Origin of the sequence: Curtobacterium poinsettiae, assembly GCF_025677645.1 — a bacterium.
GTDB classification, from domain to species: Bacteria; Actinomycetota; Actinomycetes; order Actinomycetales; family Microbacteriaceae; genus Curtobacterium; species Curtobacterium poinsettiae_A.
In genome coordinates this window covers 1215077-1238078 of record NZ_CP106879.1, presented here as the reverse complement: position 1 = coordinate 1238078, position 23002 = coordinate 1215077, and the positions used below count along the sequence as shown (strand labels likewise).

The 23002-nt window shown below is 71.7% G+C and carries 26 protein-coding genes; 13 read left to right on the top strand and 13 right to left on the bottom strand.

The genetic code is table 11. The annotated features are described in order from the left end of the window. Positions 1–163 precede the first annotated feature (163 nt). A complete protein-coding gene (locus OE229_RS06130; RefSeq protein ID WP_262136967.1) occupies positions 164–2635 on the top strand; it encodes an MDR family MFS transporter in 2472 nt (823 codons plus the stop codon). 201 nt (positions 2636–2836) lie between these two features. Here OE229_RS06130 and OE229_RS06125 read toward each other — a convergent pair whose 3' ends face one another. Then, positions 2837–3730, bottom strand: a complete 894-nt coding sequence (locus OE229_RS06125; protein WP_262136966.1) for a DNA-methyltransferase — start codon at positions 3728–3730, stop codon at positions 2837–2839. A 110-nt stretch (positions 3731–3840) separates the two neighbouring features. Between OE229_RS06125 and OE229_RS06120 the strand changes: the two genes are divergently transcribed. Further along, positions 3841–4131 (top strand): GNAT family N-acetyltransferase, encoded by a 291-nt coding sequence (locus OE229_RS06120; RefSeq protein WP_027465074.1) that lies wholly within the window; start codon positions 3841–3843, stop codon positions 4129–4131. A gap of 37 nt (positions 4132–4168) precedes the next feature. On the opposite strand, the gene OE229_RS06115 is transcribed toward OE229_RS06120, so the two are convergent. The 3 genes from OE229_RS06115 to OE229_RS06105 form a co-directional block, all read right to left on the bottom strand. Further along, a complete protein-coding gene (locus OE229_RS06115; protein ID WP_262136965.1) occupies positions 4169–4498 on the bottom strand; it encodes a hypothetical protein in 330 nt (109 codons plus the stop codon). A 167-nt stretch (positions 4499–4665) separates the two neighbouring features. Then, the gene (locus tag OE229_RS06110; protein WP_259580467.1) at positions 4666–5715 is read right to left on the bottom strand and encodes a lipoate--protein ligase family protein; all 1050 of its coding nucleotides are present in this window, start codon (positions 5713–5715) and stop codon (positions 4666–4668) included. Between the two features lie 131 nt (positions 5716–5846). Continuing rightward, entirely contained in the window at positions 5847–6716 is an 870-nt protein-coding gene (locus OE229_RS06105) for an alpha/beta hydrolase (protein ID WP_259580465.1), read from the bottom strand. A gap of 87 nt (positions 6717–6803) precedes the next feature. Between OE229_RS06105 and OE229_RS06100 the strand changes: the two genes are divergently transcribed. The 3 genes from OE229_RS06100 to OE229_RS06090 are packed head-to-tail and all read left to right on the top strand — an operon-like array spanning position 6804 to position 9246. Continuing rightward, positions 6804–7964: an inorganic phosphate transporter gene (locus tag OE229_RS06100; protein ID WP_209133172.1), complete on the top strand. Its 1161-nt coding sequence runs from the start codon at positions 6804–6806 to the stop codon at positions 7962–7964. An 11-nt stretch (positions 7965–7975) separates the two neighbouring features. Beyond that, positions 7976–8245 carry a hypothetical protein gene (locus OE229_RS06095; protein WP_182066152.1) on the top strand — a complete coding sequence of 90 codons (270 nt, stop codon included), beginning with the start codon at positions 7976–7978 and terminating at the stop codon, positions 8243–8245. A 59-nt stretch (positions 8246–8304) separates the two neighbouring features. Next, positions 8305–9246, top strand: coding sequence for an acetamidase/formamidase family protein (locus tag OE229_RS06090; protein ID WP_209133170.1), 942 nt, complete (start codon positions 8305–8307; stop codon positions 9244–9246). A gap of 180 nt (positions 9247–9426) precedes the next feature. Here the strand turns inward: OE229_RS06090 and OE229_RS06085 are convergent, their stop codons facing one another. Continuing rightward, positions 9427–10179, bottom strand: a complete 753-nt coding sequence (locus OE229_RS06085; protein ID WP_262136963.1) for an SDR family NAD(P)-dependent oxidoreductase — start codon at positions 10177–10179, stop codon at positions 9427–9429. Positions 10180–10274: 95 nt separating this feature from the next. Here OE229_RS06085 and OE229_RS06080 point away from each other — a divergent pair, with 95 nt between their 5' ends. Then, a complete protein-coding gene (locus OE229_RS06080) occupies positions 10275–10685 on the top strand; it encodes a MarR family winged helix-turn-helix transcriptional regulator (RefSeq protein ID WP_259580458.1) in 411 nt (136 codons plus the stop codon). Beyond that, entirely contained in the window at positions 10682–12019 is a 1338-nt protein-coding gene (locus OE229_RS06075) for an MFS transporter (protein ID WP_182066148.1), read from the top strand. The genes OE229_RS06080 and OE229_RS06075 overlap by 4 nt, the downstream gene beginning before the upstream one ends. 194 nt (positions 12020–12213) lie before the next feature. Here the strand turns inward: OE229_RS06075 and OE229_RS06070 are convergent, their stop codons facing one another. Beyond that, complete coding sequence (locus tag OE229_RS06070; RefSeq protein ID WP_262136960.1) at positions 12214–13107, bottom strand: alpha-E domain-containing protein; 894 nt, start codon at positions 13105–13107, stop codon at positions 12214–12216. 132 nt (positions 13108–13239) lie between these two features. Between OE229_RS06070 and OE229_RS06065 the strand changes: the two genes are divergently transcribed. Together OE229_RS06065 and OE229_RS06060 are read left to right on the top strand one after the other, a co-directional pair. Further along, a complete protein-coding gene (locus OE229_RS06065) occupies positions 13240–13758 on the top strand; it encodes a MarR family winged helix-turn-helix transcriptional regulator (RefSeq protein ID WP_262136958.1) in 519 nt (172 codons plus the stop codon). Between the two features lie 10 nt (positions 13759–13768). Further along, positions 13769–13972, top strand: a complete 204-nt coding sequence (locus OE229_RS06060; protein ID WP_209133163.1) for a hypothetical protein — start codon at positions 13769–13771, stop codon at positions 13970–13972. 78 nt (positions 13973–14050) lie between these two features. On the opposite strand, the gene OE229_RS06055 is transcribed toward OE229_RS06060, so the two are convergent. The 6 genes from OE229_RS06055 to OE229_RS06030 form a co-directional block, all read right to left on the bottom strand. Then, complete coding sequence (locus OE229_RS06055) at positions 14051–14887, bottom strand: NAD(P)-dependent oxidoreductase (RefSeq protein ID WP_262140091.1); 837 nt, start codon at positions 14885–14887, stop codon at positions 14051–14053. Positions 14888–14960: 73 nt separating this feature from the next. Continuing rightward, complete coding sequence (locus OE229_RS06050; RefSeq protein ID WP_209133161.1) at positions 14961–15581, bottom strand: M23 family metallopeptidase; 621 nt, start codon at positions 15579–15581, stop codon at positions 14961–14963. 337 nt (positions 15582–15918) lie between these two features. After that, the gene (locus OE229_RS06045) at positions 15919–16275 is read right to left on the bottom strand and encodes a hypothetical protein (RefSeq protein ID WP_209133160.1); all 357 of its coding nucleotides are present in this window, start codon (positions 16273–16275) and stop codon (positions 15919–15921) included. Positions 16276–16410: 135 nt separating this feature from the next. Further along, complete coding sequence (locus tag OE229_RS06040) at positions 16411–17157, bottom strand: lysophospholipid acyltransferase family protein (protein WP_209133158.1); 747 nt, start codon at positions 17155–17157, stop codon at positions 16411–16413. 87 nt (positions 17158–17244) lie between these two features. Further along, positions 17245–19113 carry a DNA helicase RecQ gene (gene recQ, locus OE229_RS06035; RefSeq protein ID WP_209133156.1) on the bottom strand — a complete coding sequence of 623 codons (1869 nt, stop codon included), beginning with the start codon at positions 19111–19113 and terminating at the stop codon, positions 17245–17247. 53 nt (positions 19114–19166) lie between these two features. Beyond that, the gene (locus OE229_RS06030) at positions 19167–20285 is read right to left on the bottom strand and encodes a CPBP family intramembrane glutamic endopeptidase (RefSeq protein WP_263345121.1); all 1119 of its coding nucleotides are present in this window, start codon (positions 20283–20285) and stop codon (positions 19167–19169) included. 36 nt (positions 20286–20321) lie between these two features. Between OE229_RS06030 and OE229_RS06025 the strand changes: the two genes are divergently transcribed. Beyond that, positions 20322–20582 carry a hypothetical protein gene (locus OE229_RS06025; RefSeq protein ID WP_263345120.1) on the top strand — a complete coding sequence of 87 codons (261 nt, stop codon included), beginning with the start codon at positions 20322–20324 and terminating at the stop codon, positions 20580–20582. Then, positions 20492–21244: a DMT family transporter gene (locus OE229_RS06020; protein ID WP_263345119.1), complete on the top strand. Its 753-nt coding sequence runs from the start codon at positions 20492–20494 to the stop codon at positions 21242–21244. The genes OE229_RS06025 and OE229_RS06020 overlap by 91 nt, the downstream gene beginning before the upstream one ends. A gap of 234 nt (positions 21245–21478) precedes the next feature. Here OE229_RS06020 and OE229_RS06015 read toward each other — a convergent pair whose 3' ends face one another. Then, positions 21479–21916 (bottom strand): GNAT family acetyltransferase, encoded by a 438-nt coding sequence (locus OE229_RS06015; protein WP_209133151.1) that lies wholly within the window; start codon positions 21914–21916, stop codon positions 21479–21481. A gap of 94 nt (positions 21917–22010) precedes the next feature. Between OE229_RS06015 and OE229_RS06010 the strand changes: the two genes are divergently transcribed. After that, complete coding sequence (locus tag OE229_RS06010) at positions 22011–22820, top strand: class E sortase (protein WP_259580444.1); 810 nt, start codon at positions 22011–22013, stop codon at positions 22818–22820. Further along, positions 22817–22993: a hypothetical protein gene (locus OE229_RS06005; RefSeq protein WP_156463787.1), complete on the top strand. Its 177-nt coding sequence runs from the start codon at positions 22817–22819 to the stop codon at positions 22991–22993. Before OE229_RS06010 ends, OE229_RS06005 begins: the two co-directional genes overlap by 4 nt. Positions 22994–23002 lie beyond the last annotated feature (9 nt).

Genomic DNA, 23002 nt, shown 5'->3' with positions numbered 1-23002 from the left:
CGGGCCTCCAGGCCGTGTGCCGCCGGGGTGAACCGGGCGTACCGTGACTGCCGATCCACTCAGGAAGCGGTCTCGGCGCGACCGAGCACTTGCGGCAGTTGTAACTTTGCAGGCAGCGCAAAAATCGTTCTGCCAGCGCATCGGTACCCGGGAGACCCTGCTCATGACCCAGACGGCGACCGCACCCGCGGCCCCCACCACGGCGTCCAACGTCGTGATGAACCACCGACAGATCCTGTTGGTGATCTACGGCCTGATGGCCGGCATGTTCCTCGGTGCCCTCGACCAGACGATCGTCGGCACCGCGATCCGCACCATCGGTGACGACCTGCACGGACTCGACCAGCAGGCCTGGGTCACCACCGGGTACCTCATCGCGTCGACGGTGACCACCCCGATCTACGGCAAGCTCTCCGACATCTTCGGTCGCCGGCCGCTCTTCATCACCGCGATCGGCATCTTCATCGTCGGCTCGTTCGCGGCGTCGTTCTCCGACTCGATGCTCATGCTCGCCGGCTTCCGCGCCTTGCAGGGCCTGGGTGCCGGTGGTCTGATGTCCCTGCCGCTGGCGATCATGGGCGACATGCTCGCCCCTCGCGAGCGGGCGAAGTACCAGGGCTACTTCCTGGCGGTCTTCGGCATCTCGTCCGTCATCGGGCCGCTCGTCGGCGGCGTCTTCGCCGGCGCGGACCAGCTGCTGTTCATCGCCGGCTGGCGCTGGGTGTTCCTGATCAACGTGCCGATCGGCATCATCGCCCTGTTCATGGTGCTGACGTTCCTGCACCTGCCGAAGTTCGGCGACCGCGGCAAGCCCCGCATCGACTGGTGGGGCGCGACGCTCGTCATCGTCACGCTCGTGCCGCTGCTGCTCATCGCCGAGCAGGGCCGCGAGTGGGGCTGGGACTCCCCCGCCGCCTTCGCCTGCTACGCCATCGGCGCCCTCGGCCTGATCGCGTTCATCATCGTCGAGCGGGCCATGGGCGACGACGCGATCCTGCCGATGAAGCTCTTCGGATCGCGGGTGTTCTCGATGTCCGCGATCCTGTCCGTGCTCGTCGGCTTCGGCATGTTCGGCGCGATGCTGACGATCCCGCTGTACCTGCAGATCGTCAAGGGCGTGACCCCGACCGAGTCCGGGTTCGCCATGCTGCCCATGGTGCTCGGTCTGATGATCTCGTCGATCGCCTCCGGCCAGATCATCTCCCGCACCGGCAACTACCAGGCCTTCCCGATCACCGGCACGGCGTTCACGGCCGTCGGCTTCACGGTCCTGACGTTCCTGACCGCCGACCGGCCCCTGTGGTTCCTGATGCTCGGCATGTTCGGCATCGGGCTCGGACTCGGGCAGCTCATGCAGACGCTGACCCTGGCCGCGCAGAACTCGGTCTCGCCGCGGGACATCGGTGTCGCCACGAGCGCCGCGACGTTCTTCCGGCAGATCGGCGGCACGATGGGCACCGCCGTCCTGCTCTCCGTGCTGTTCACCCTGATGCCGACGAACATCAGCGCCGCCATGCAGAACGAGTCCGACCTGAAGAGCGCGCTGAACGCCGCGATGACCCCGTCGGTCGCGAACGCGTCGAAGAACCAGGGCGTGATGGACGAGATCTGGACGAAGATCGTCGACCCGGTGCAGCAGAACGTGCAGGACGGTCTCGACCAGGGCACCGCGCAGGCGAAGCAGGCCGCGGATGCTGCCGTGACCAAGCAGGTGACGGCAGCCGTGCAGCGGCAGGTCGCCGCGGGCACGGTCCCCGCCGCCGCAGCGGACACGATCATCGCCCAGCAGGTCGACGACGCGAAGCCCGCGGCCGAGCAGCAGGCGCTCGAGACCGCGGCCTCGAAGGCGAACGCCTCGGTCGTCGACGGGAAGCTGCAGATCGACTACTCGGACGAGGCGCAGCGGCAGAACGTCGTCGACCAGGTCGCGCCGACGCTCATCAAGCAGCTCAAGAGCGGCGACTCGGCCGCGAGCTCGTCCACCGACTCGGCGACGAGCGACACGTCGTTCCTGAACGGGGCGGACCCCCGGCTCAGCCGTCCGTTCCTGGTCGGGTTCAGCGACTCGGCCGTCCGCGTGTACTACGTCGGCCTCGCGGTGATCCTGCTCGCGTTCGTGCTGACCTGGTTCTTCCGGGTGCCGCCGCTGCGCAAGACGTCGGCGCTGCAGGAGCAGGCGGACGCCGCGCGGACCGCTGCCGGTGCGGAGTCGGACGGGAGTGCCGCCGCAGCCGCTGGCGCCGCGGCACCCGGGGCTGGTCCGGTGCCGTCGGGGTCGTCCTCCGCCGACGTGCCGCGTTCGCCCGACGTGCCGACCTCGCCGGACGTGCAGCCTCGGTCCGCCCGGGCCGCCGGAGCGTCGGACGTCTCGGTGCTGCCGAGCGGGGTCGACGACACCCGCGCTCCGCTGCCGAACGCCACGACGCACGGTGCGCACTCGGCGGCTGCGCCGGTCGACGAACCCCCGACGACGACTGGTGCGATCCGGACCAGGGCCGCCCATGCGGCTGCGGTCGTGGAGCCGGACGCCCATGGTGCCAGCGCTGATGCGGCGGAGGCGAGCCGGGCCTCCCGGCCGGACGCTGACGACGCGCACGGGCACGGGCACGGGCACGGGCGGCACTCGGTCGAGTAGCCGGCGCGGACGCTCGCTCGGTGCGTGGGCATGTTCCGACGATCCACGCGTCGAACGACTCGCGGATCGTCGAAGCACGCACCCGCATCGTGTGCGTGGGCAACATCCGACAGAACGGGCGTCGAACGACTCGCGCATTGTCGCTCGATGCACCCGTGTGTACCACGCGCACCGCGCACCGGCCACCGCCGACACCGTGCCTCAGACGGCCGGCGCCGCGTCCCCCGATGCCGACCCCGCCCCGGCTGCCGCCACCTCGAACGACGCCCCCGGCAACCGCTTCCGCATCACGTCGATCGCCGCAGGGTTGTCGTCCACCAGCACGTACCGTCGGCCCAACGCTTGTGCCACGGCACCCGTGGTCCCGCTGCCCGCGAAGAAGTCGAGGACCCAGTCCCCCTCGCGTGACGACGCCTGCACGATCCGCCGCAGCACGCCCTCGGGCTTCTGCGTCGGGTAGCCGGTCTTCTCGCGGCCCGTCGGCGAGACGATCGTGTGCCACCAGACGTCGGTGGGCAGCTTGCCGCGCTCGCGCTTCTCGGGGGTGACGAGCCCCGGCGCCATGTACGGCTCGCGGTCGACGGCCTCGGAGTCGAACCAGTACCGCGACGGGTCCTTCACGTAGACCAGGATCGTGTCGTGCTTGGTGGGCCAGCGCGTCTTGGACTTGGCACCGAAGTCGTAGGCCCAGACGATCTCGTTCAGGAACGACTCGCGGCCGAACAGCGCGTCGAGCAGCACCTTCGCGTAGTGCGACTCGCGGTAGTCGAGGTGCAGGTACAGCGTGCCGTCGGCGGCGAGCAGCCGCCAGGCCTCGATGAGTCGGGGTTCGAGGAACGACCAGTAGTCCTCGAATCGGTCGTCGAAGCGCATCAGGTCGCCGCGCACCCGTTCGTAGGTCCGGCCGTGGAACCCCATCACGGGGCCGTCGGCCTTCGGTACGGCGGAGGTCGCGTGCCGACGCTGGTACCGGCCGGTGTTGAACGGCGGGTCCAGGTACACCAGCGTGAAGGAGCCCTCCGGGTACGCGGGGACCACGTCGAGGGCGTCGCCGAGGACGACGCGGTCCGGGCCTCGGTCGTCTCCCCTGCGCACGGACCCATTGTCGCGCACCGCGCGGACACGCTCGACGCGCACCGCACCGCACCGCACCGCACCGAGCAGACACGCACCGCACGCCCAGCCCCCGGCGTACGGTCGAGTGCATGGCAGCAGCACCCGAGGTCCGCAACGACACCGACAAGCAGCAGTACTCCCTGATCGAGGACGGCGAGGTCATCGGTCTCGCTGCGTACGAGATCGACGGCGACGAGATCCGCTTCGTGCACACCGAGGTCGATCCCGAGCACCGCGGTGGTGGGCACGCGTCGATCCTGGTGCAGCACGCCCTCGACGACGTTCGCGCGAGTTCGTCGCGCCGGGTCGTCGCGCAGTGCAGCTACGTGCACGCGTGGATCGAGCGGCACCCGGACTACCAGGAGCTCACGACCCGCTGACGCGAGCGACGCACAGACGGGCGCGACGCCCGTCCGCTCAGTACGACCGGTCGTGCGTCCCCGCGCGGGCCTCGTGCCGCCCGGCGGTCCGCACCGTCGGCACCCGGATGAGCACACTGCCGCTGAGCAGGTCGTGGTCGTGATCCGCCGGTGACGGGGCCTGTTCCGGCAGGCTCGCCTGCCGTTCGTACTCGGCCTGCGTCTCGTGCCGGGTCGGCGCGAACACCTCGTCCAGCATTCCGCCCATGCCTCCGGATCCGCCGCTCCGCTGGGACTTGTTCGACAGGTCGATCCACCCCATGCGATCGGCGATCCACACCACGACGGCCACGGCGGCCACCGCCCCCAGGAAGATCAACCAGTTCACGGCAGCGACGCTACGTGGGCTGCGCGGTGAGCGGATCAGCCGCGCGGGGGATTCTCATCATCCACACGTCTGGTTCATGAGGTCGAGGCGCACACTCGACAGCAGCGGCGGCCGGGACGTCCCCCCTCAGCTCCGGCCGCCGCGTCCACCGTCGATCGGGCGCAGGCTCACGGCACCCGCTCGAGCCACTCCTTCGTCGCGAACTTCGTCCGCACGAGCTCCTGTGCCTTCTCACGCTCGGCATCGGTGACCGCGCCGGGAGTCGCCCCGTAGAGCCGGGTGAAGGTGCCGATCAGCCGCTCGATGATCTCGGCGCGGGACAGCCCCGTCTGCGAGCGCAGCGGGTCGACACGCTTCGCGGCGCTGGTGGTGCCCTTGTCGCTCATCTTCTCGCGCCCGATGCGCAGCACCTGCACCATCTTCTCGCCGTCCATGTCGTAGCTCATGGTGGCGTGGTGCAGCAGCGAACCGGTGCCGAGGCGCTTCTGTGCGGCCCCGCCGATCTTGCCCTTGGTCGAGGTGATGTCGTTGAGGGGCTGGTAGTACGCCTCGATGCCGAGCGACTTGAGCGCCTCGATCACCCATTCGTCGAGGAACGCGTACGAGTCGGCGAACGTCATGCCCTGCACCAGGTCGGACGGCACGTAGAGCGAGTACGAGATGACGGCCCCGGCGTCCATGAACATCGCGCCCCCGCCGGAGATGCGTCGGACCACCTGCACGCCGTACTTCTCGGCGCCGGCGGGGTCGACCTCGTTCTTCAGCGACTGGAACGAGCCGATCACGACGGCCGGCTGGTCCCACTCCCAGATGCGCAGCGTCGGACCGCGGCGGCCGGCGCCGACCTCTTCGGTCAGCACCTGGTCGAGCGCGAGGTGCTCGTTCGGGCTGATCGGCCCCTCGTGCACGATCTGCCAGTCGTGGTCGCGCCAGGTCGAGGCCCGCGACAGCGCACGGCGCACCGCGACGCCGACGGACTCGGGCGTGAAGCCGAGCAGCACGGCATCGGTCGGCAGGGCCGCCCGCACCGCTGCGGCGATGCCCGCGGCGTCGGTGGTGGCGGGGAGCCCGTTCACGGCCGCGTCGATGAGCGGCAGCGCGTCGTCGGGTTCCAGGAAGAAGTCACCCGCCAGGCGGAACTGCTGGATCGTGCCGTCGACGACCTCGAGGTCGACGACGACCAGCTTGCCTCCGGGGACCTTGTACTCACCGTGCATGCCGCAACCCTATTCCGGACGGCCGACGGCCCGGCAGTGAGTCGGCCCGGTGACGGCCTGGAGGCGCGTGGCGGCGCCGCCACGGGCCTCCAGGCCGTCACCGGTCGCGTCGCAGGATCCGGCGAGCGCCGTCAGCGCGTGGTCACCCGGTCGAGCCACGCGACCAGGTCCCCGATGACCTCGGCGCGGTTCGTCTCGTTGTAGACCTCGTGCCGGGCGCCGTCGTACACCTGCACGGTCACGTCGGACAGCCGGCCGCGTCGGCGGTACGCCTGCGCCAGACGCTCGATCGAACGCGGGCCCCCGAGGGTGTCGTCGGAGCCGACCTGCAGCAGCATCGGCAGGTCGTGCGGGATCCCCCGCCGCGGCACACCGAGCAGCCGGAGGGTGTCGGCGAGCCCGAACAGCCCGATGACGTCGGCCTCGACCGCCAGGGGGTCGAGCGCCATCGCGTCGATGATCTTCCGGTCGCGGGTGAGCCACTCGTACTTGGTGGGCCCGGACCCTGCGTGCCGGGCGTTGAGGTCGCCGCTGTTCATCCAACCGGGCAGCCGGTAGGCGCTCGCGGACAGGACGACGCCGTCGTAGCGGTCCGACGAGGTGTTCACGATCCGCTGCGCCATGAGCGACCCCCACGAGTGACCGAGCAGCACGAGCGGCAGCCCGGGTTCGTCGGCCCGCGCGACCGCGCTCATCTGCTCGACCGCGGCGATCGCAGCGCGCAGGCCGCCGGGGCCGAGCCGACCGAGCTTGGCGTGGTCGCCGTCCCACTGGGTCAGCCCGGTACGCCCGTGCCCGCGGTGGTCGTTGGCGTGCACGGTGTACCCGGCGCGCACCAGGTCCTGCGCGAGCGGTTCGTAGCGGAGCCCGTGTTCCCCGACGCCGTGCGCGATCTGCACGACGCCCTTCGGCCGCGCCGCACGCCAGGTCGAGTAGACGATCTCGACGCCGTGGGCGTCGGTGAACGAGGCGTCGCCGCGAGCGGCGGAGAAGGTTGGCACACCCGCATCTTCGCAGACGCGCCCCATCCCGGACCTGTTCACCCGGCGTTCACGCAGCGGGTTCCGGGCGGGCCTACCGTCCTGCGCATGGACGTCATCGTCATCGTCACGCTGGTGATCGTCGTGGCCCTCGTGTTCGACTTCACGAACGGGTTCCACGACACCGCGAACGCCATGGCCACGTCGGTCGCCACGGGAGCGCTCAAGCCCCGGACCGCCGTGCTCATCTCCGCCGTGCTCAACGTGGTCGGCGCGTTCCTGTCCACCGAGGTCGCCAAGACCGTCTCGCAGGGCATCATCCGCGAGGGGCAGGACGGCATCCACATCTCCCCGACGATGATCTTCGCGGGACTCGTCGGCGCGGTGCTGTGGAACCTGGCGACCTGGTACCTCGGGCTGCCGTCGTCGTCCACCCACGCGCTGTTCGGTGGGCTCATCGGCGCCTCGATCATCGGGGCGGGGCTGAACTCGATCAGCTGGGCGACGGTGGTGTCGAAGGTCGTGCTGCCGGCGCTGCTCTCCCCGGTCATCGCCGGGGTGATCGCCCTGGTCGCGACGTACCTGGCGTACGTGCTCACGAAGAACGCGACGACCCACGGTGCCGCGACCGGGTTCCGGCACGGACAGACGATCTCGGCGTCGCTGGTGTCGCTCGCGCACGGCACGAACGACGCGCAGAAGACGATGGGCGTCATCACGCTGACCCTCATCGCCGCGAACTACCAGGCCGCCGGCACCGGTCCGGCGCTCTGGGTGATCCTGGCCTGCGGGCTCGCGATCGGCCTCGGCACCTACATGGGCGGCTGGCGGATCATGCAGACCGTCGGCAAGAAGATCTCCGACGTGCAGTCGCCGCAGGGCTTCGCCGCCGAGACGAGCTCCGCCGCGACGATCCTCATCTCGTCGCACCTGGGCTTCGCGCTCTCGACGACCCACGTGACGAGCGGCGCGGTCGTCGGCTCGGGCCTCGGCAAGAAGCTCGCCGACGTGCACTGGTCGGTCGTCGGCCGCATCGTCGTCGCATGGGTGATCACGCTGCCGGCCGCTGCGGTGGTCGGGGCGCTCGCGACCTGGCTCGCGTCGACCTCGGTGTTCGGGCTGGTGCTCGTCGCGGTCCTCGCCCTGGCCGGCGGGCTCACCTTCCTCCTCCTCGCCAAGCGCAAGCCGATCTCGCACGAGGACATCACGACCGGCGCTGCAGGGCCGGCCGAGCAGACCGAGCCGCAGCCGACCGGCGCGACGAACTGAGGGGAACGACGATGGACATCGACTTCACCGCGATCGGCACGGTCGCCGGCGTCGGCTTCGTGGCCGCCGTGGGCCTGGTGCTCGTGTACACGCTCGGCCTCCGGCTGCTCGGCACGGGGCAGCCGGACGACGCGGGCGGCGAGCGCACGCAGTACTCCGACGAGACCCCGCGCTCCGGGCACACCCCGCCGGCGGCACTGGCGGGAGCCGTGGTGTGCTTCGCGCTGTGCACCGCCGCCGTGCTGGCCGGCATCTGGCTCACGATCCCCCAGTTCCACTGAGGACGTTCCTTCCCAGAACGCCCGGAACCGCCAGAACCGCCCCCTGGGATGATCGAGCGGTGACCACCCACCACCTCGACGCCACGGTCGACTCCGCCGTCGACGTCTTCACTGCCGAACGCCAGCCGGTCCTGACCGTGGAGCCGGGCGACACGGTGACCGTCCGCACCCTGAGCGCCGCGGGCTACACGGAACGCCAGCCGGGCCCGGGCCTGGACGCCCCGACCCTGATCGACCCGCGCCGAGGCCACTGCCTGGTCGGGCCGATCGCCGTCGCGGGAGCACGTCCGGGGATGGTCCTGGCGGTGCACTTCGACGACCTCGTGCCCGACGACTGGGGCTACACGGCCTCGGGCGGGGTCGACTCCCCCGTGAACCGCGCACTCGGCCTGACCGACCCGGCGTCGCGCGGCCCGCTCCTCTGGGACATCGACGTGGCTGCCCGGGTGGCTGTCAACCAGCTCGGCCTCGGGGTGCGGACGGCACCGTTCCTCGGCGTCGTCGGCGTCCCACCAGAGGCCACCGGGGCGCACTCGACGATCCCGCCCCGCACGGTCGGCGGCGGCAACGTCGACTGCCGCGAGCTGATCGCCGGCTCGACCCTGTACCTGCCCGTGACGGTGCCGGACGCCCTGCTCCACGTCGGGGACGGGCACGCGGCCCAGGGCGACGGCGAGGTCTCCGGCACGGCGGTCGAGTGCGGCATGACGACGACGATGACCCTGACGCTCCTCGACCAGGCCCCGGTCGAGGGCGTGCACGCCGACACCCCCGCGGGGCGCGTCACCTTCGGCTTCGACGCCGACCTCAACCTCGCGACGGCCACGGCACTCGACCGGATGGTCGACTGGATCGCCGGGATGCACGGGATCGGCCGCGCCGAGGCCCTCGCGATGGCGAGCGTGGCGGTGAGCATGCGCATCACGCAGGTCGCGAACCGCACGTGGGGCGTGCACGCCCTGCTCCCGCACGACGCGATCCTGACGGACCCGCGGCTCTGAAGGCCGGGAGGCCCGCCCAGCGCGAGCCGACCGGCGCACGCTGGGCGGGCCTCCCGTCCGACGTTCCTTCCCATCGCACCAGCGCTGGAGAGCGGAAACGGGCGTACCTGGTCGGAAGAACCGACCAGGTACGCCCGTTTCGACCAGGTACGCCCGGAACGACGCGGTGCACCCGAGCCGTCAGTGGGCGGAGTAGCCGCCGTCCACCAGGTGGTAGCTGCCCGTGATGAACGAGGCCTTGTCGCTCAGCAGGAACAGCACGAGCGCGGCGACCTCGGCGTCGGTGCCGAGCCGCTTCGAGGCGTGCTCGTCCTCGAGCGCCGCGATGGCCTCGGACGAGAGCGACCCGCGGAGCAGCGGGGTGTCGATGAACCCGGGGCCCACGGCGTTCGTGCGGACGCCCTGCGACGAGTACTCCAGTGCGGCGACCTTGGTCAGCCCGGCGAGCGCGTGCTTCGAGGCGACGTAGGCGGCGTTCTGCGCCATGCCGACCGTGCCGAGCACCGACGCCATGTTCACGATCGCGCCACCACCGGCAGCCACCATCGCGGGGATCTCGTAGCGCAGCCCGTAGAAGACGCCGTCCAGGTCGACCGCACGGACGCGGTCCCAGCCGGCGACGTCGTACTCGCCGATGGGCTGCGGTGCTGCGCCGATGCCGGCGTTGTTCACGGCCAGGTGCAGCGCGCCGAACGTGTCGACCGCGAACTGCACCATGCGCTCGTTGTCCGCGGCGACCGCGGAGTTCGCCTCGAACGCGCGGGCGGTGCCACCGGCCTCCACGATCGACGCGGCGACGCGCTCGGCGCCCGCCAGGTTGATGTCGGCGACGACCACCGTGGCGCCCGCCGCGGCGAGCTCCTTCGCGACGGACTCGCCGATGCCGCTGCCACCACCGGTGACGACGGCGACCTTGCCCTCGAACTCGGACATGTTCTCCTTCTCTCTCGGCAACACGTGTTGTCTATGAGCACGGTACACCCGAAATCAAGTTCGTTCGCTGAACTAATGAGATAGGCTGACGACCGATGACCGACGCCACCGACCTCCGCACCGCGGTGAACCGGCTGTCCCGCACACTCCGTGCCCAGAAGGCCGACTCGAGCGTCACGGACGCGCAGTTCTCCGCCCTCGCGCGACTCCACCGCGACGGCGCCATGACCCTGGCCGACCTGAGCCGACAGGACGGCGTCACACCGCCCTCGATGACGAAGACCATCGCGGTGCTGGTCGAGCGGGGTCTGGTGTCGAAGTGCGGGCACGGCGACGACCGCCGCAAGGTGCTGCTCGGCGCGACGCCCGCCGGAGTGGCCTTCGTCGAGGAGACCCGATGTCGCCGCGACGGCTGGCTCAGCCCGCGACTCGCAGCGCTCACGGCTGACGAGCGGAGCACCCTCGCCGACGCCACCGAGATCATGAGGAGGCTGGCCCAGCAGTGACCGCCATGTTCCGCTCCCTCGCCGGACGCAACTACCGCATCTGGTTCGCCGGGGCCCTGGTGTCGAACGTCGGCACCTGGATGCAGCGCACCGCCCAGGACTGGATCGTGCTGACCCAGCTCTCCGACGACGACGCCGTCGCGGTGGGCATCACGATGGCCCTGCAGTTCGGCCCCCAGCTGCTGCTCCTGCCGCTCACCGGGCTCGCCGCCGACCGGTTCGACCGCCGGAAGATGCTCATGGTCACCCAGGGCCTGATGGGGCTGCTCGGGCTGGGACTCGGCGTGATGGTCCTGACCCACACCGCCACCCTGCTCGCGCTGTACGGCTTCGCCCTGGCACTCGGCATCGTCGCCGCGTTCGACGCCCCGATCCGGCAGGCCTTCGTCTCCGACGTCGTGCAGGGCGAGGACGTCTCGAACGCCGTCGCCCTGAACTCCGCGTCGTTCAACGCCGCGCGCCTGATCGGCCCCGCGGTCGCCGGTGTGCTCATCGCGGCGATCGGGTCCGGCTGGGTGTTCGTCATCAACGCCGGGTCGTTCCTGGCCGTCCTCGTCGCACTCCGGTTCGTCGACCCCGCCCAGCTCGCCGAACGGGTCCGGGCGGGCCGAGGGAAGGGGCAGATCGTCGCCGGCTTCCGGTACGTCCGCACCCGGCCGGACATCGTCGTCGTGCTCTGCATGATCTTCGTCGTCGGCACGTTCGGCGTGAACTTCCCGATCTTCACCTCGACGATGGCGCGGGTCGAGTTCCACCAGGGCGCCGGCGAGTTCGGGCTGCTCAACTCGGTGATGGCCATCGGCTCCGTGCTCGGTGCGCTGCTGTCCGCCCGCCGGGACAAGCCGCGGATGCGCACCCTCGTGCTCGCCGCCGGCGGGTTCGGGCTCGCGTGCACCGCGGCCGCCCTCGCCCCGACGTACTGGACCTTCGCGATCGTCCTGGTGTTCGTCGGGCTCGCGTCCCTGACCTTCATGACCACGGCGAACGCCCTGGTGCAGACCACGACGAAGCCCGCGATGCGTGGCCGCGTGATGGCCCTGTACATGGCGATCTTCGCGGGCGGCACTCCCATCGGCGCCCCGCTCGTCGGCGCCGTCGCCGACGCCTTCGGCCCGCGCTGGGCGATCGTCGTCGGCGCGGCCTCGGGCTTCGTCGCACTCGGGATCGCGCTCGTCTGGCTCGTCCGGTACCAGCGGGTCCGGCTGCGCTACGACGCCGACTCGCGGCTGCACCTGGCGATCACGCACGCCGTGCCGGTGGTCGGCTCGCGCGCGGCGCTCCGCCGCGAGCTGGAACGGGACGAGACGCTCGCCGACCGGTCCAGCGCCGTCTGACGGACAGGCGGGTCGCCCTGCCCGTCGGCCGACGGCCCGTGACGCACCGACGGTCGGACGGGAGGCCCGCACCGGCGCCGCCACGGGCCTCCCGTCCGACGTCACCCGGACACACGGCCGCGGTCGCGCCGCGCGGACCGACCCGGTCCCCACACACGCGCCGACCCGGCTCCGGACACGCGCGCCGGGCGGGTTCAGAGCACGGGCGCGGACGACGCGAAGACGCGCTCGTCGAGGGCCGCGGCGACCCGGTCGGCAGCCACCGCCAGCCGGAGCCCGACGTCGCCCGCCACGGCGAGCGCCGACTCTTCCGGGATCCCGTCGAGCAGGGCGCGGACCTCGTCGAACCCGGCGACCTCGTCCGCGACGCAGGCCGGCGCGACGTCAGCCAGGCACTCGGCCGCGCGGTGCACCGTGAAGCGCAACGACCGCGGGCTGTGCGCGTCGAGGAGCAGGAAGGCGGCGGCGTCGGACGGCACCGGTAGGTGGTCACGGCCACGCAGGAAGGCCTCGCCCGCGCCGCACGCCCGGAGCGCCGCCGTCCACGAGGTGACCGCGTCCGGCTCGAGCAGCCGCGACGCCAGCAGCCGTGCCGTGGAGGCGCAGCGGGTGAGCGAGCGCCCGAGGGTGAAGAACTCCCACACCTCGTCACGGCTGGCGTCCCCCTCGACCACCCCGATCGCGAGGGCACTGCGCTCCCGCACCCAACTGAGGAACTCGTGCGCACGGTCCGGGGCGATCTTCCGGGGCATCCGCGACCGCGTGACGTCGAGGCAGTCCCAGAGCTCGCTCGAGACGACCTCGCGGGCACGACGTGCGTGGTCGCGGGCAACGGCGACCGCGGCGGCGATGGACGCGGGTTCGTGCCGGTCGAGCGCGAGGGCGTCGACGGTGGCGGCGCGGTCCGGGTCGTTCGCAGGGCCGGTGGTCCCGATGACGCTGCGGAGCTCGGTGGACACGAGTCGGTCGTCGTCGAGCGTGCCTGGTTCGCGGCGGGCGACGTAGACGTCGAGCAACCGTGCGACGACGTCGGTGCGCTCCACCGCGCTCCCGACGTGGAAGACGTTCCCCGCGAGGCGACTCAGCACGGCTGCTCCTGCATGTCCAGAACCTAACGAGCCGGCGTTGCCGGGGTGTTACAGAACCGCGTCACGGGTGTTGCAGGTGTCCCGTCTCCGTGCTCGCTAGACAATCTAACTAGAGCGTCTAGCATTGGGGGCATGACGTCCGAGGTGATGACCAGCACCGCGGGGTACTGGTACGAGGACTCCGCGGTCTCCGCCGTGGACGTCCTCAACGCCCTGCGGCGGTACCGAACGGCCGAGAGCGCTGCCCAGCGCCGAGCGCGAGAGGCACTGGGGATCGGCGAGAACGCGCTGCTGGCGCTCCGGTTCCTGATCGACGCCGAGCACGACGGCCGCACCGTCAACGCGAAGGACCTCGCCGAGCGGCTCGAGATCACGGCAGCGTCGACGTCGGCGCTCGTCGACCGGCTCGTCCGCAGCGGCCACGTCGAACGGCACGCCGACCCGAACGACCGCCGTGGCGTGATCCTCACCGCCACCGGCACCTCGATGCGGCACGCACTTCGGGTCATCGAGGAGCTCGACGCACGCGCGCTCGAGGTCACCGAGCACCTGCCGAGCAACGAGATGGCGGTCGTCGTGGACTTCCTGGACGAGATGGTCCGCGTCGTGGACGAGCTCGACGCCGGGTCGGACGACCCCGGTCGCGCGTAACCTGGACCGCATGGACCCTCGCGGCGAGCACCACCCCGAGGACGACATGCCGCTCGCCGAACTCGACTCGCGGGCCCGCGCCGATGCCGCACTCCGACGCATCCAGGCCGGGTCCGACCCGGCTCGTGAGGCGTTCGACCTCGCCAACACCATGAACGACGAGGCCGTGGGGCGGCTCACGAAGCGCCTCCGGCAGGTGTTCCGCCGGGGCTGATCGCTCGGCAGGCCCGTGCGTGTGCCCGTGCCCGTGCGTGTGCCTGCGCGTGCGTGTGCCTGTGCCTGTGCCTGTGCGTCAGAACGCGGTGCCGACCGCGGCGATGTCGTCACGCCCGTGCCCGGCTGCACTGGCATCGGCGTAGACCCGCCCGAGTGCCTCGAGCAGCGTGGTGGCCACCCCCGCCGTCCGGGCGGCATCGGTGATGAGCCCGATGTCCTTCCGCAGGCCGTCGAGTGCGAACTGGGCGGGGAACTCACCGGCGATCATCGCAGCGCCCTTGGTGTGGGCGTAGGCGGAGTCGCTCGCGCTGCCCTCGATGGCCTGCAGGAACAGCGCGGGGTCGAGCCCGAGCGCCGCCGCGAGGGCCAGCGACTGCCCGGTCGCCGCGGTGATCGAGGCGATCCAGGCGTTCGCGGCGAGCTTGAGTGCGGTGCCGTCGCCGACGTGGTCGCCGGCGCGGACGGTCTTCGCGCCGATCGCGTCGAGCACGGGGTCGACGCGGTCGAGCAGGTCCGCCGGGCCGGCCGCGAGCATCGTGAGCTTGCCCTGTTCGGCGGGGGCCTTCGTGCCGAGCATCATCGCCTCGACCAGGGTGATGCCGCACTGCTCGGCCAGTTGCAGGACCGTCGCGGTGCCGTCGACCCCGATCGTCGAGGCCTGCACCCACACGGCGTCGGTCGGGGCGTCGCCGGCGGCCCGCTCGAGGACGTCGACGACCGCGTCGGTGTCGAACAGGGTGAGCAGGACGACCTCGGCGCGCTCGACGGCGCTGCCCGGGTCGCTCGCCACCGTCGCGCCGCGGTCACCCAGGGGCGAGGCCTTGTCGGCACTGCGGTTCCAGACCGTCACCTCGTGGCCGTCGCGGAGCAGTGATCCCGCCACGCCTGCACCCATCGCACCCGTCCCCAACACCGTCACTCGCACGTGCGTCTCCGTCCTGGCGCGACAGCATGCCGCGACCGCTCCGACGCTACGCCCGACGCCGTCAGAGGAGCCCGCGAGCCTGCAGCCACGCGGCCGGGTCAATCGGGGTGCCGGCCACGATGACCTCGAAGTGCAGGTGGGCGCCGGTCGAGACGCCCGTGTTGCCGACGGCCCCCAGGCGCTCCCCCGCGCGGAGGACCTGTCCGGGGCGGACGTCGATCGCCGACAGGTGCCCGTACCGCGTCGCGGTGCCGTCGGCGTGCTGCAGGAGGACCTGGTTGCCGTAGCCACCGAGCACACCCGCCGAGACGACCCGCCCAGGCAGCGCGGCGACGACCGGGGTCCCGATGTCCGCCGCGAAGTCGACCCCCTGGTGATTCGAGGAGCAGGCCGCGCAGCCGACGACCCAGCGGGAGCCGAAGGCACCGGCCTCGGGGATCGCACCGGCCGTGGGGCGGACGGCTCCACCGGCCGGGGCCGCGCCGCCGGGGACCCGGAGCGCCGCAGCAGCACGACCGACCGAGAAGTCGTCGCGGCCGGCGGTCGGCCCGGTCGAACCGTCGGCGACGAAGTGCTGCACACCAGCGGGTGCCGACGTGGGTTCCGGAGCGGCCGGAGCAGCGAAGGCGGTCTGCGGGGAGCCGACCGCGACGAACAGGCACGTGACCGCGGTCACCGCCACGGCGGGCAGGGTCCGCCGGGCGGGGATCCGGAAGGACGCGGGGCGGCGACGTGCGGGAGCGACAGGCTGTGCGGGAGCAGCCGACTCCGTGGGCCGGGCGGGGTGCGCGGGCCGGATGGGCTGTGCAGGCCGGATGCGTCGCATCGGCTGTGTGGAAGCCGGGGTGGCGGGAGGGGGCACCGCCACCCCGGCGGCTCGGAGCGGCCCCGGCTGTGCAGCGTGCCGTGCACGGCGCGGCCGGGGCGCGGGCGGTCGGTCGGCGGCGCGGCGCTCGGCGCCGCGTGGGCGTCGGGGCAGGCCATCGTCGAGGGTCGACATCGTGCGGAGACCGGCCCGGTCAGACGCGGACGACGCCGTCACGGGCGATCCGGTCGAGCTCGCCCACGACGGCGTCGACGACCGCGCGGGTGATCGCGTCGGCGACGGTCTCGACCAGGACGAGGTGCTCGGGACGGATCGTGACCTCGGTCACGAGAGCCGACGCCACCCGCACCGGGATCTCGTCGATCGCGGCGACGAGCGCGGCCGGCACCAGCGTGGAGTCACCCGGTCGGACGGGCGCGGACATCGGCGAGGTCGGCACCGGGGTCACGACGGCGATCGCCGGCGACAGGGTGGAGTGCGCGGTGGAGTGCGGGGCGTCGGCCTGATCGCGACGCTGGGCGATGGAGTCGAAGAGCGGGGTGGAGGACATGCTGCGGACGGTCCGATCTGGATGTCGTGGCTGGTCGTTCTCGGGCGACCGGCGATGGCGGCGTGCCGAGCGGCACGTCCGCCATTCAACCATCGATATTTCAGATGTGCAATAGTGACCGGACAGTGGCGGCGATCAGTCGGGGTCGACGGCGGCAGCGGTCGGGTCGTCCGGCTGCAGCGCACGACGGACCCGCTCGACGATCGTCGCGGGTGGGTTGTTGTAGGCGTTCGCCGGCTCCTGGCCGCTGAGCTCCTGGATCGCCGCCATCACCGCATCGGTCGCGTGGCGCCGAGCACGGCCGGACGACGCCTCGCCGAAGGACGACAGGTCGATCGGCTGCCCGAACTCGATCGTCACGCGGGCGAGCTTCGGCAGCCGGGAGCCGACCGGCTGCACGTCCTCGGTGCCGGAGAGCGCGACGGGGACCACGGGGGCACCGCTCGTCAACGCCAGCCACGCCACACCCGTGCGGCCCTTGTAGATCCGGCCGTCGAGCGAGCGCGTGCCCTCCGGGTAGATCGCGAACGCCTCGCCCTCCTGCAGGCGTGCCAGCCCGAGATCGAGGGCCTGCTGGGCCGCCGCACCCGCGCCACGCTCGACCCCGATGGCGCCGATGCCACCGAAGAACGCCCGCGAGACGGCTCCCTTGAGACCCGAGCCCGTGAAGTACTCCTGCTTCGCCAGGAACGACACCTTGCGCGGCGCCATGAGCGTGATCGCAGGCGAGTCGATGAACGAGCGGTGGTTGCTCGCGAGGATCACCGGGCCGCGCTTCGGGACGTTCCGACGACCGATGATCTTCGGGCGCCACAGCAACCGGGCGAGCGGGGTCACCACCGCGCGACTGAGCACGGTGGCGAACTTCGTCGAACCGGACACCGGACCTCCTCGTGGTGACGAGCTACCGAGTGTAATGAGGCGTGCGGAGGGCACATGCCCGGAACGGCATGCAGTGGTGGCAGGGCGTCAGTCGGCCGCGGCGACGACGTCGAGGACCGCGCGCCCGTACCGCTCGAGCTTCGCCGCGCCGACCCCGGAGATCTCGCCGAGCTGGTCGACGTCGGCGGGTCGGACGGCGGAGATGCCGCGGAGCGTCGCGTCGTTGAAGACCACGTACGCGGGGACGCCCTGCTCGCGGGCCTCGGCTGCACGCCAGGCACGAAGGGCCTCGAACAGGCCGACGGCTTCCTGCGGCATGTCGGTGACGACCGTCCGTCGACCGCTGCGTCCGGCCCGCGGTGCCTTGACCGGGTCGCGACGCATCCGCACCTGCACCTTGCCGGTCAGGACCTCGGCGCTCGTGGGACTGAGGACGACCGTGCCGAAGCCGTCGCCCGACACCGCCGCGTAGCCCTGGGCCAGCACCTGTCGTGCGACCGCGCGCCACTCGCCCTCGGACAGGTCGGCACCGATGCCGAAGGTCGCCAGGGTGTCGTGCTGCAGCTCCTGCACGCGGGGCGAACGCTTGCCGATCAGGATGTCGACCAGGTGCGAGACGCCGTACCGCTGGCGGCGCTCGCGCTCGAGCCGCACGACGGTGGACAGGAGCTTCTGCGCGGGGATCGTGCCGTCCCACGACTCCGGCGGCGCGATGCACGTGTCGCAGTTGCCGCACGGGGAGCTCTCCTGCCCGAAGTACGCGAGCAGCCGCACCCGGCGGCACTCGATCGTCTCGCACAGGCTGAGCATCGCGTCGAGGTGGGCGCTGAGCTGCCGACGGTGCGCGGCGTCGCCCTCGGACTGGTCGATCATCCGCCGCTGCTGCACGACGTCGTTCAGGCCGTACGCGAGCCACGCGGTGGCCGGCAGCCCGTCACGACCCGCACGGCCCGTCTCCTGGTAGTACCCCTCGACCGACTTCGGCAGGTCGAGGTGCGCCACGAACCGGACGTCGGGCTTGTCGATGCCCATGCCGAACGCGATGGTGGCCACCATGACGACGCCGTCCTCGCGCAGGAACGTCGACTGGTTGCGCGCACGCACCCGGGCGTCGAGGCCCGCGTGGTACGGCAGGGCGTTGATCCCCTGCTCGGCCAGGGCGGTCGCGGTGCGCTCGACGGAGTTGCGGGACAGGCAGTACACGATGCCGGCGTCGCCGCTGTGCTCCGTGCGGATGAAGGTGAGCAGCTGCTGCAGCGCGCCGGTCTTCGGCTCGATGCGGTACTGGATGTTCGGCCGGTCGAAGTCGGCGACGAAGTGCGCGGCGTCGTCGAGGCCGAGCCGTGCGGAGATCTCGCGGTGGGTCTGCGGCGTCGCGGTGGCGGTCAGGGCGATGCGCGGCACCGTCGGCCACCGCTCGTGCAGGACGCTCAGCTCGAGGTAGTCCGGGCGGAAGTCGTGGCCCCACTGGGCGACGCAGTGTGCCTCGTCGATGGCGAACAGCGAGACGCGCGCACGGTCGAGGAGCGCACGGGTGGACTCGAGTCGGAGCCGCTCGGGCGCGAGGTAGAGCATGTCGACCTCGCCCTGCACGATCGCGCGCTCGACTCGAGACCGTTCGTCGGGGCCCTGCGTGGAGTTGAGGAACGCGGCGCGCACGCCGTTCGCAGCGAGGGCGTCGACCTGGTCCTGCATCAGGGCGATGAGCGGCGACACCACGACCCCGACGCCGTCGCGGACGAGCGAGGGCACCTGGTAGCAGAGGGACTTGCCACCGCCGGTGGGCATGAGCACGAGGGCGTCACCACCGCCGACCACCTGGTCGATGATGGCCGCCTGCTCACCGCGGAAGTCGTCGTAGCCCCACACGCGGTGCAGCACGTCGAGCGCAGCGGCACGCGGTGCGGACACGGCATCGGGAGCAGGCACGGCAGCGGGCGCGGGCGTGGTGCTCATGCCACGAGCCTACGGGCGACCGGCGACACCCACCGCACTGTCCACAGTCGGGGTCAGCGCGCCTCGCCGTGCTCGGCGCCGTCCGTGCCGGAGTCGGCACGGCGGTCGGAACCGGCCACGTCGTCGGCGCGGGCCGGCGTGGTCGCCCAGCCCGTGCCTCCAGGCCGCGTCCATCGCACCCCGCCCGCCCAGGCCGGGGTCACACCGCGGAACCTGGGTGCCTCGTGCCCGGCGAACCGGCGGTCCAGGCCCCGCCACCACGCCAGGAACTCGACCATGCCCCAGAACGCGAGCGACGTGCCCAGCGTGACGAGCCAGCCCTGCCACGTGCCGTTCGCGTCGGACGAGGTCAGGTCGATCCGCGACCAGCCGGGCGCCTGCAGCACGAAGATCATGATGTTGTTGAACGCGTGCTGCAGGACCGTGGCCTCGAGCCCACCGGTCCGGAGGACGATGATCGCCGCGATCAGGCCGAACGAGCCGACGTCGAGGATGCCCCAGACGTTGTAGCCGTTCGGGATGTGCAGCACCGCGAACACGACCGTCGAGATCGCCACGGCGATGATCGTGCCGGCGCGACGCGGGATCCACGACGCGATCGTCTGCATGAGGAATCCACGGAAGATGTACTCCTCGGCCGCGCCCTGGAACGGGACGAGCAGGACGACGAGGACGATCGTCAGGGTGAGGGTGCCGAGGGAGACCGTCGACTGGCCGATCGCGTCGTGGTTCCACGCCAGGCCCCCGTCGAGGGTGAGCATGCCGCTCCCCTGCACCCAGAACATGAACGCGGCGATGACGAGCGTCGGCAGCAGGCACCACGCCGTCCAGGCCCACCGGACCCGGAACCGCGTCGACGACAGGATGCCGGCCGGTCCGATCCGCGCGATCTTCACGGCGAGCAGGATCCCCGGCAGCAGGACCACGAGCGACACCAGCGACATCGAGAGCACGACCGGGTCGGTGGGGTCGAGCGCACCGCTCGCCAGGTCGTTCTGCAACTGGATCAGGCCGTCGGCGCCCTGTGCGCGGAGGATCGGAACGAAGTACGCGACCGCGATGACGATCTGCGACACGAGGTACCACCCCGCCAGGAACGCGAGGGCGACGAGCGGCCGCCACCACCTCCAGCGCGCGTCGATCCGGGGCAGGCGCTGGTAGGGAACACTCACGCACCGCAGGGTACCGGGCCGGGCAGGATGGGAGCCGTGCTCACCGTCCTGTTCGGCCTGTCCGGCGCGATCGTCTACGGGTTCGCCGACTTCCTGGGCGGACTCGCCTCGCGCCAGATCCGCCCGGTCGTCGTCACCGCGGTGGCCGCCGCGATCGGGATCGTGCCGCTGCTCGTCGGACTGGTGGTCCTGGGTGGCGTGTTCTCGTGGCCGGCCGCGGCTGGGGCGCGGTCGCCGGGCTCTCCGGCGGTGTCGGGGTGCTGCTGCTCTACGCGGCACTCGCGATCGGACCGATGAGCGTGCTCTCCCCCGTCACCGCCGTGTTCGCGGCCGTCGTGCCGGTGCTCGTCGCGGTGCTCCGCGGCACGGTGCTGTCGCCCGTGGCCACCGGCGCGCTCGGGGTCGCCGTCGTCGCGGTGGTCCTGGTCGCGGTGGTCCGGGACGCCTCGGGCACACGGCTCACCGCGCGGGGCATCGTCGCCGCCGCCGTCGCCGGGTGCGGCTTCGGCGGGATCGTGCTGGCCTACGACATGACGCCGTCCGACTCGGGCGTCGCACCCCTCGTGGTCGCGCGGGTGCTGCAGGCGGTGCTGCTGGGTGCGGCGACGATCGTCGTCGTGCTCCGGACGGGAGGCCCGGTGTCCGCCCCGACGTCGGCCCGCCCCGACGGGGCTGCCGCCGTCCTCGAGCCTCGGTCGCGTCGCGCATGGGGTCCGCGGCTGCTGGTCACGGTGGCCGTGTGCGGCGTCTTCGACGCGATGGCGAACGTGTTCATCCAGGCGGGACTGCACAGCAGCGACGACCCGGCGACCCTGCCCGTCGTGAGTGTGCTCAACGCGCTCTACCCGATCGGCACGGTGGTGCTGGCCGGGGTGGTGCTGCGGGAACGGTTGACCGCGCAGCAGTGGATCGGCATCGTGCTGGCGTTCGTCGCGTCGGTGGCGCTGGCGCTGGCGTAGGGCCCGTTCGGGGCTGGCACGGTGCCGGGTCGGGTCGGGACGGGTCGGATCGGGTCGGGTCGGGGCTGGTCGGGGCGGGGCTGGTCGGGGCGGGGTTGGGCCGGTCGGGGGCGGCCACCCCGTGCGAGGTCGACCGCCCGGTGCAGACCTGCAGCACCGCACGAGGCCGCCGACACCGCACCCGATGAGCGAACCCGCACCGTGCAGCCTGGGCCCCGGAGCACGAGGAGGCCCTCAGGCGTCGGGGATGAGGCGCTTGCCGAGCGAGACCGTGCGGTCGTCGGTGTAGCCGAGGGCCGCGTAGAACCCGAGCACCTGCTCGTTGCCCGTCCGCACCTGGAGGTTGAGCTTCGGGCAGCCGAGGTCGGTGAGCAGCCGCTCGAACTCGGCCATCAGGGTGCGACCGAGGCCGGAGCCCTGCAGGTCCGGGCGCACGGCGAGGTAGTTCACCCAGCCGCGGTGCCCGTCGAAGCCTGCCATGCCCGCGGCGACCACTTCGGCGGTGTCGGAACCGTCCGGCTCCGCGACCAGGAAGAGCTCGGGCTGGACCGTCAGCTTGCGGGCGATGTCACGCCGGGGGTCGTTCCAGGGTCGGACGAGGTCGCACGATTCCCACAGGGCGACGACCGCGTCGGTGTCCTCGGTGCGGAACGGGCGGATCCGGTACTCCATGCCCCCACGTTAACGGGGGTGGGGAGAACGTCGTCACCGGCCTGTCGCCGTGATCTGATAGACCTGTCCGACCACCAAGCCGATCAGGAGCCCCGTGACCGCACACGACACCCTCCCGTCGCGCCGCAGCGCACGGGACGACGAAGCCGGTTCGCGGTCCCGGCGTTCCCCGCGCAGACGGCAGACGGTCGGCGGCGCGATCGTGTCGCTCATCGCCGAGTTGCTCATCATCGCGGGCGCCGGCACCGGCCTGTACGTCGTGTGGACGGCGTGGTGGACCGACGTCGTCGCCGTGAACGAGCAGACGAAGCTCGTGCAGGGCCTCGACCAGGTCAAGACGCCGAAGGTCGAGGGCACCGAGCACCGTGGCACCGCACCCGTGCTGGACGAACCGCCGGGGTTGTCGGACGTGTTCGGCACGATGCAGATCCCCCGGTTCGGCAAGGACTACAACCGGCCGATCGGCGAGGGCACGGATCGTGAGCAGGTCCTCAACACCATCGGGCTCGGCCACTACCAGGACACCGCGATGCCCGGAGCACCCGGCAACTTCGCCGTGGCCGGACACCGCGTCACCTACGGCAAGCCGCTCAACCAGATCGCTGAGCTGCAGAAGGGCGACTCGGTCGTGGTCCGGGTCACCGACGCCAAGACGAAGTTCGACGTCTGGTACGTCTACAAGGTCACCGACAGCCAGATCGTCACGCCCGACAAGATCGAGACGATCGCGCCGGTGCCGAACGAGCCGGGCGTGGAACCGACCCCCCAGGACCGCTGGCTCACGCTGACCGCCTGTCACCCGATGTGGTCCGCGGCGGAGCGGTTCGTGACGCACGCGAAGCTCGACTACTGGATGCCCGCGTCCGAGGGCACCCCGAAGGAACTCTCGGAGACCGCCAAGTGATCTTCCCCCTGGTCTGGCGGCTGCTGCCCGGCCCCACCGCCCTGAAGGTGCTCGAGCTGCTCGTGCTCCTCGTCGCCATCGTGTTCGTGCTGTTCCAGTGGGTGTTCCCGTGGATCGCGGCGGACATCCTGCCGCCGCCCGACGGCACGGTGGAGTCGACGCCGACCCCGTAGCGTCCCGCC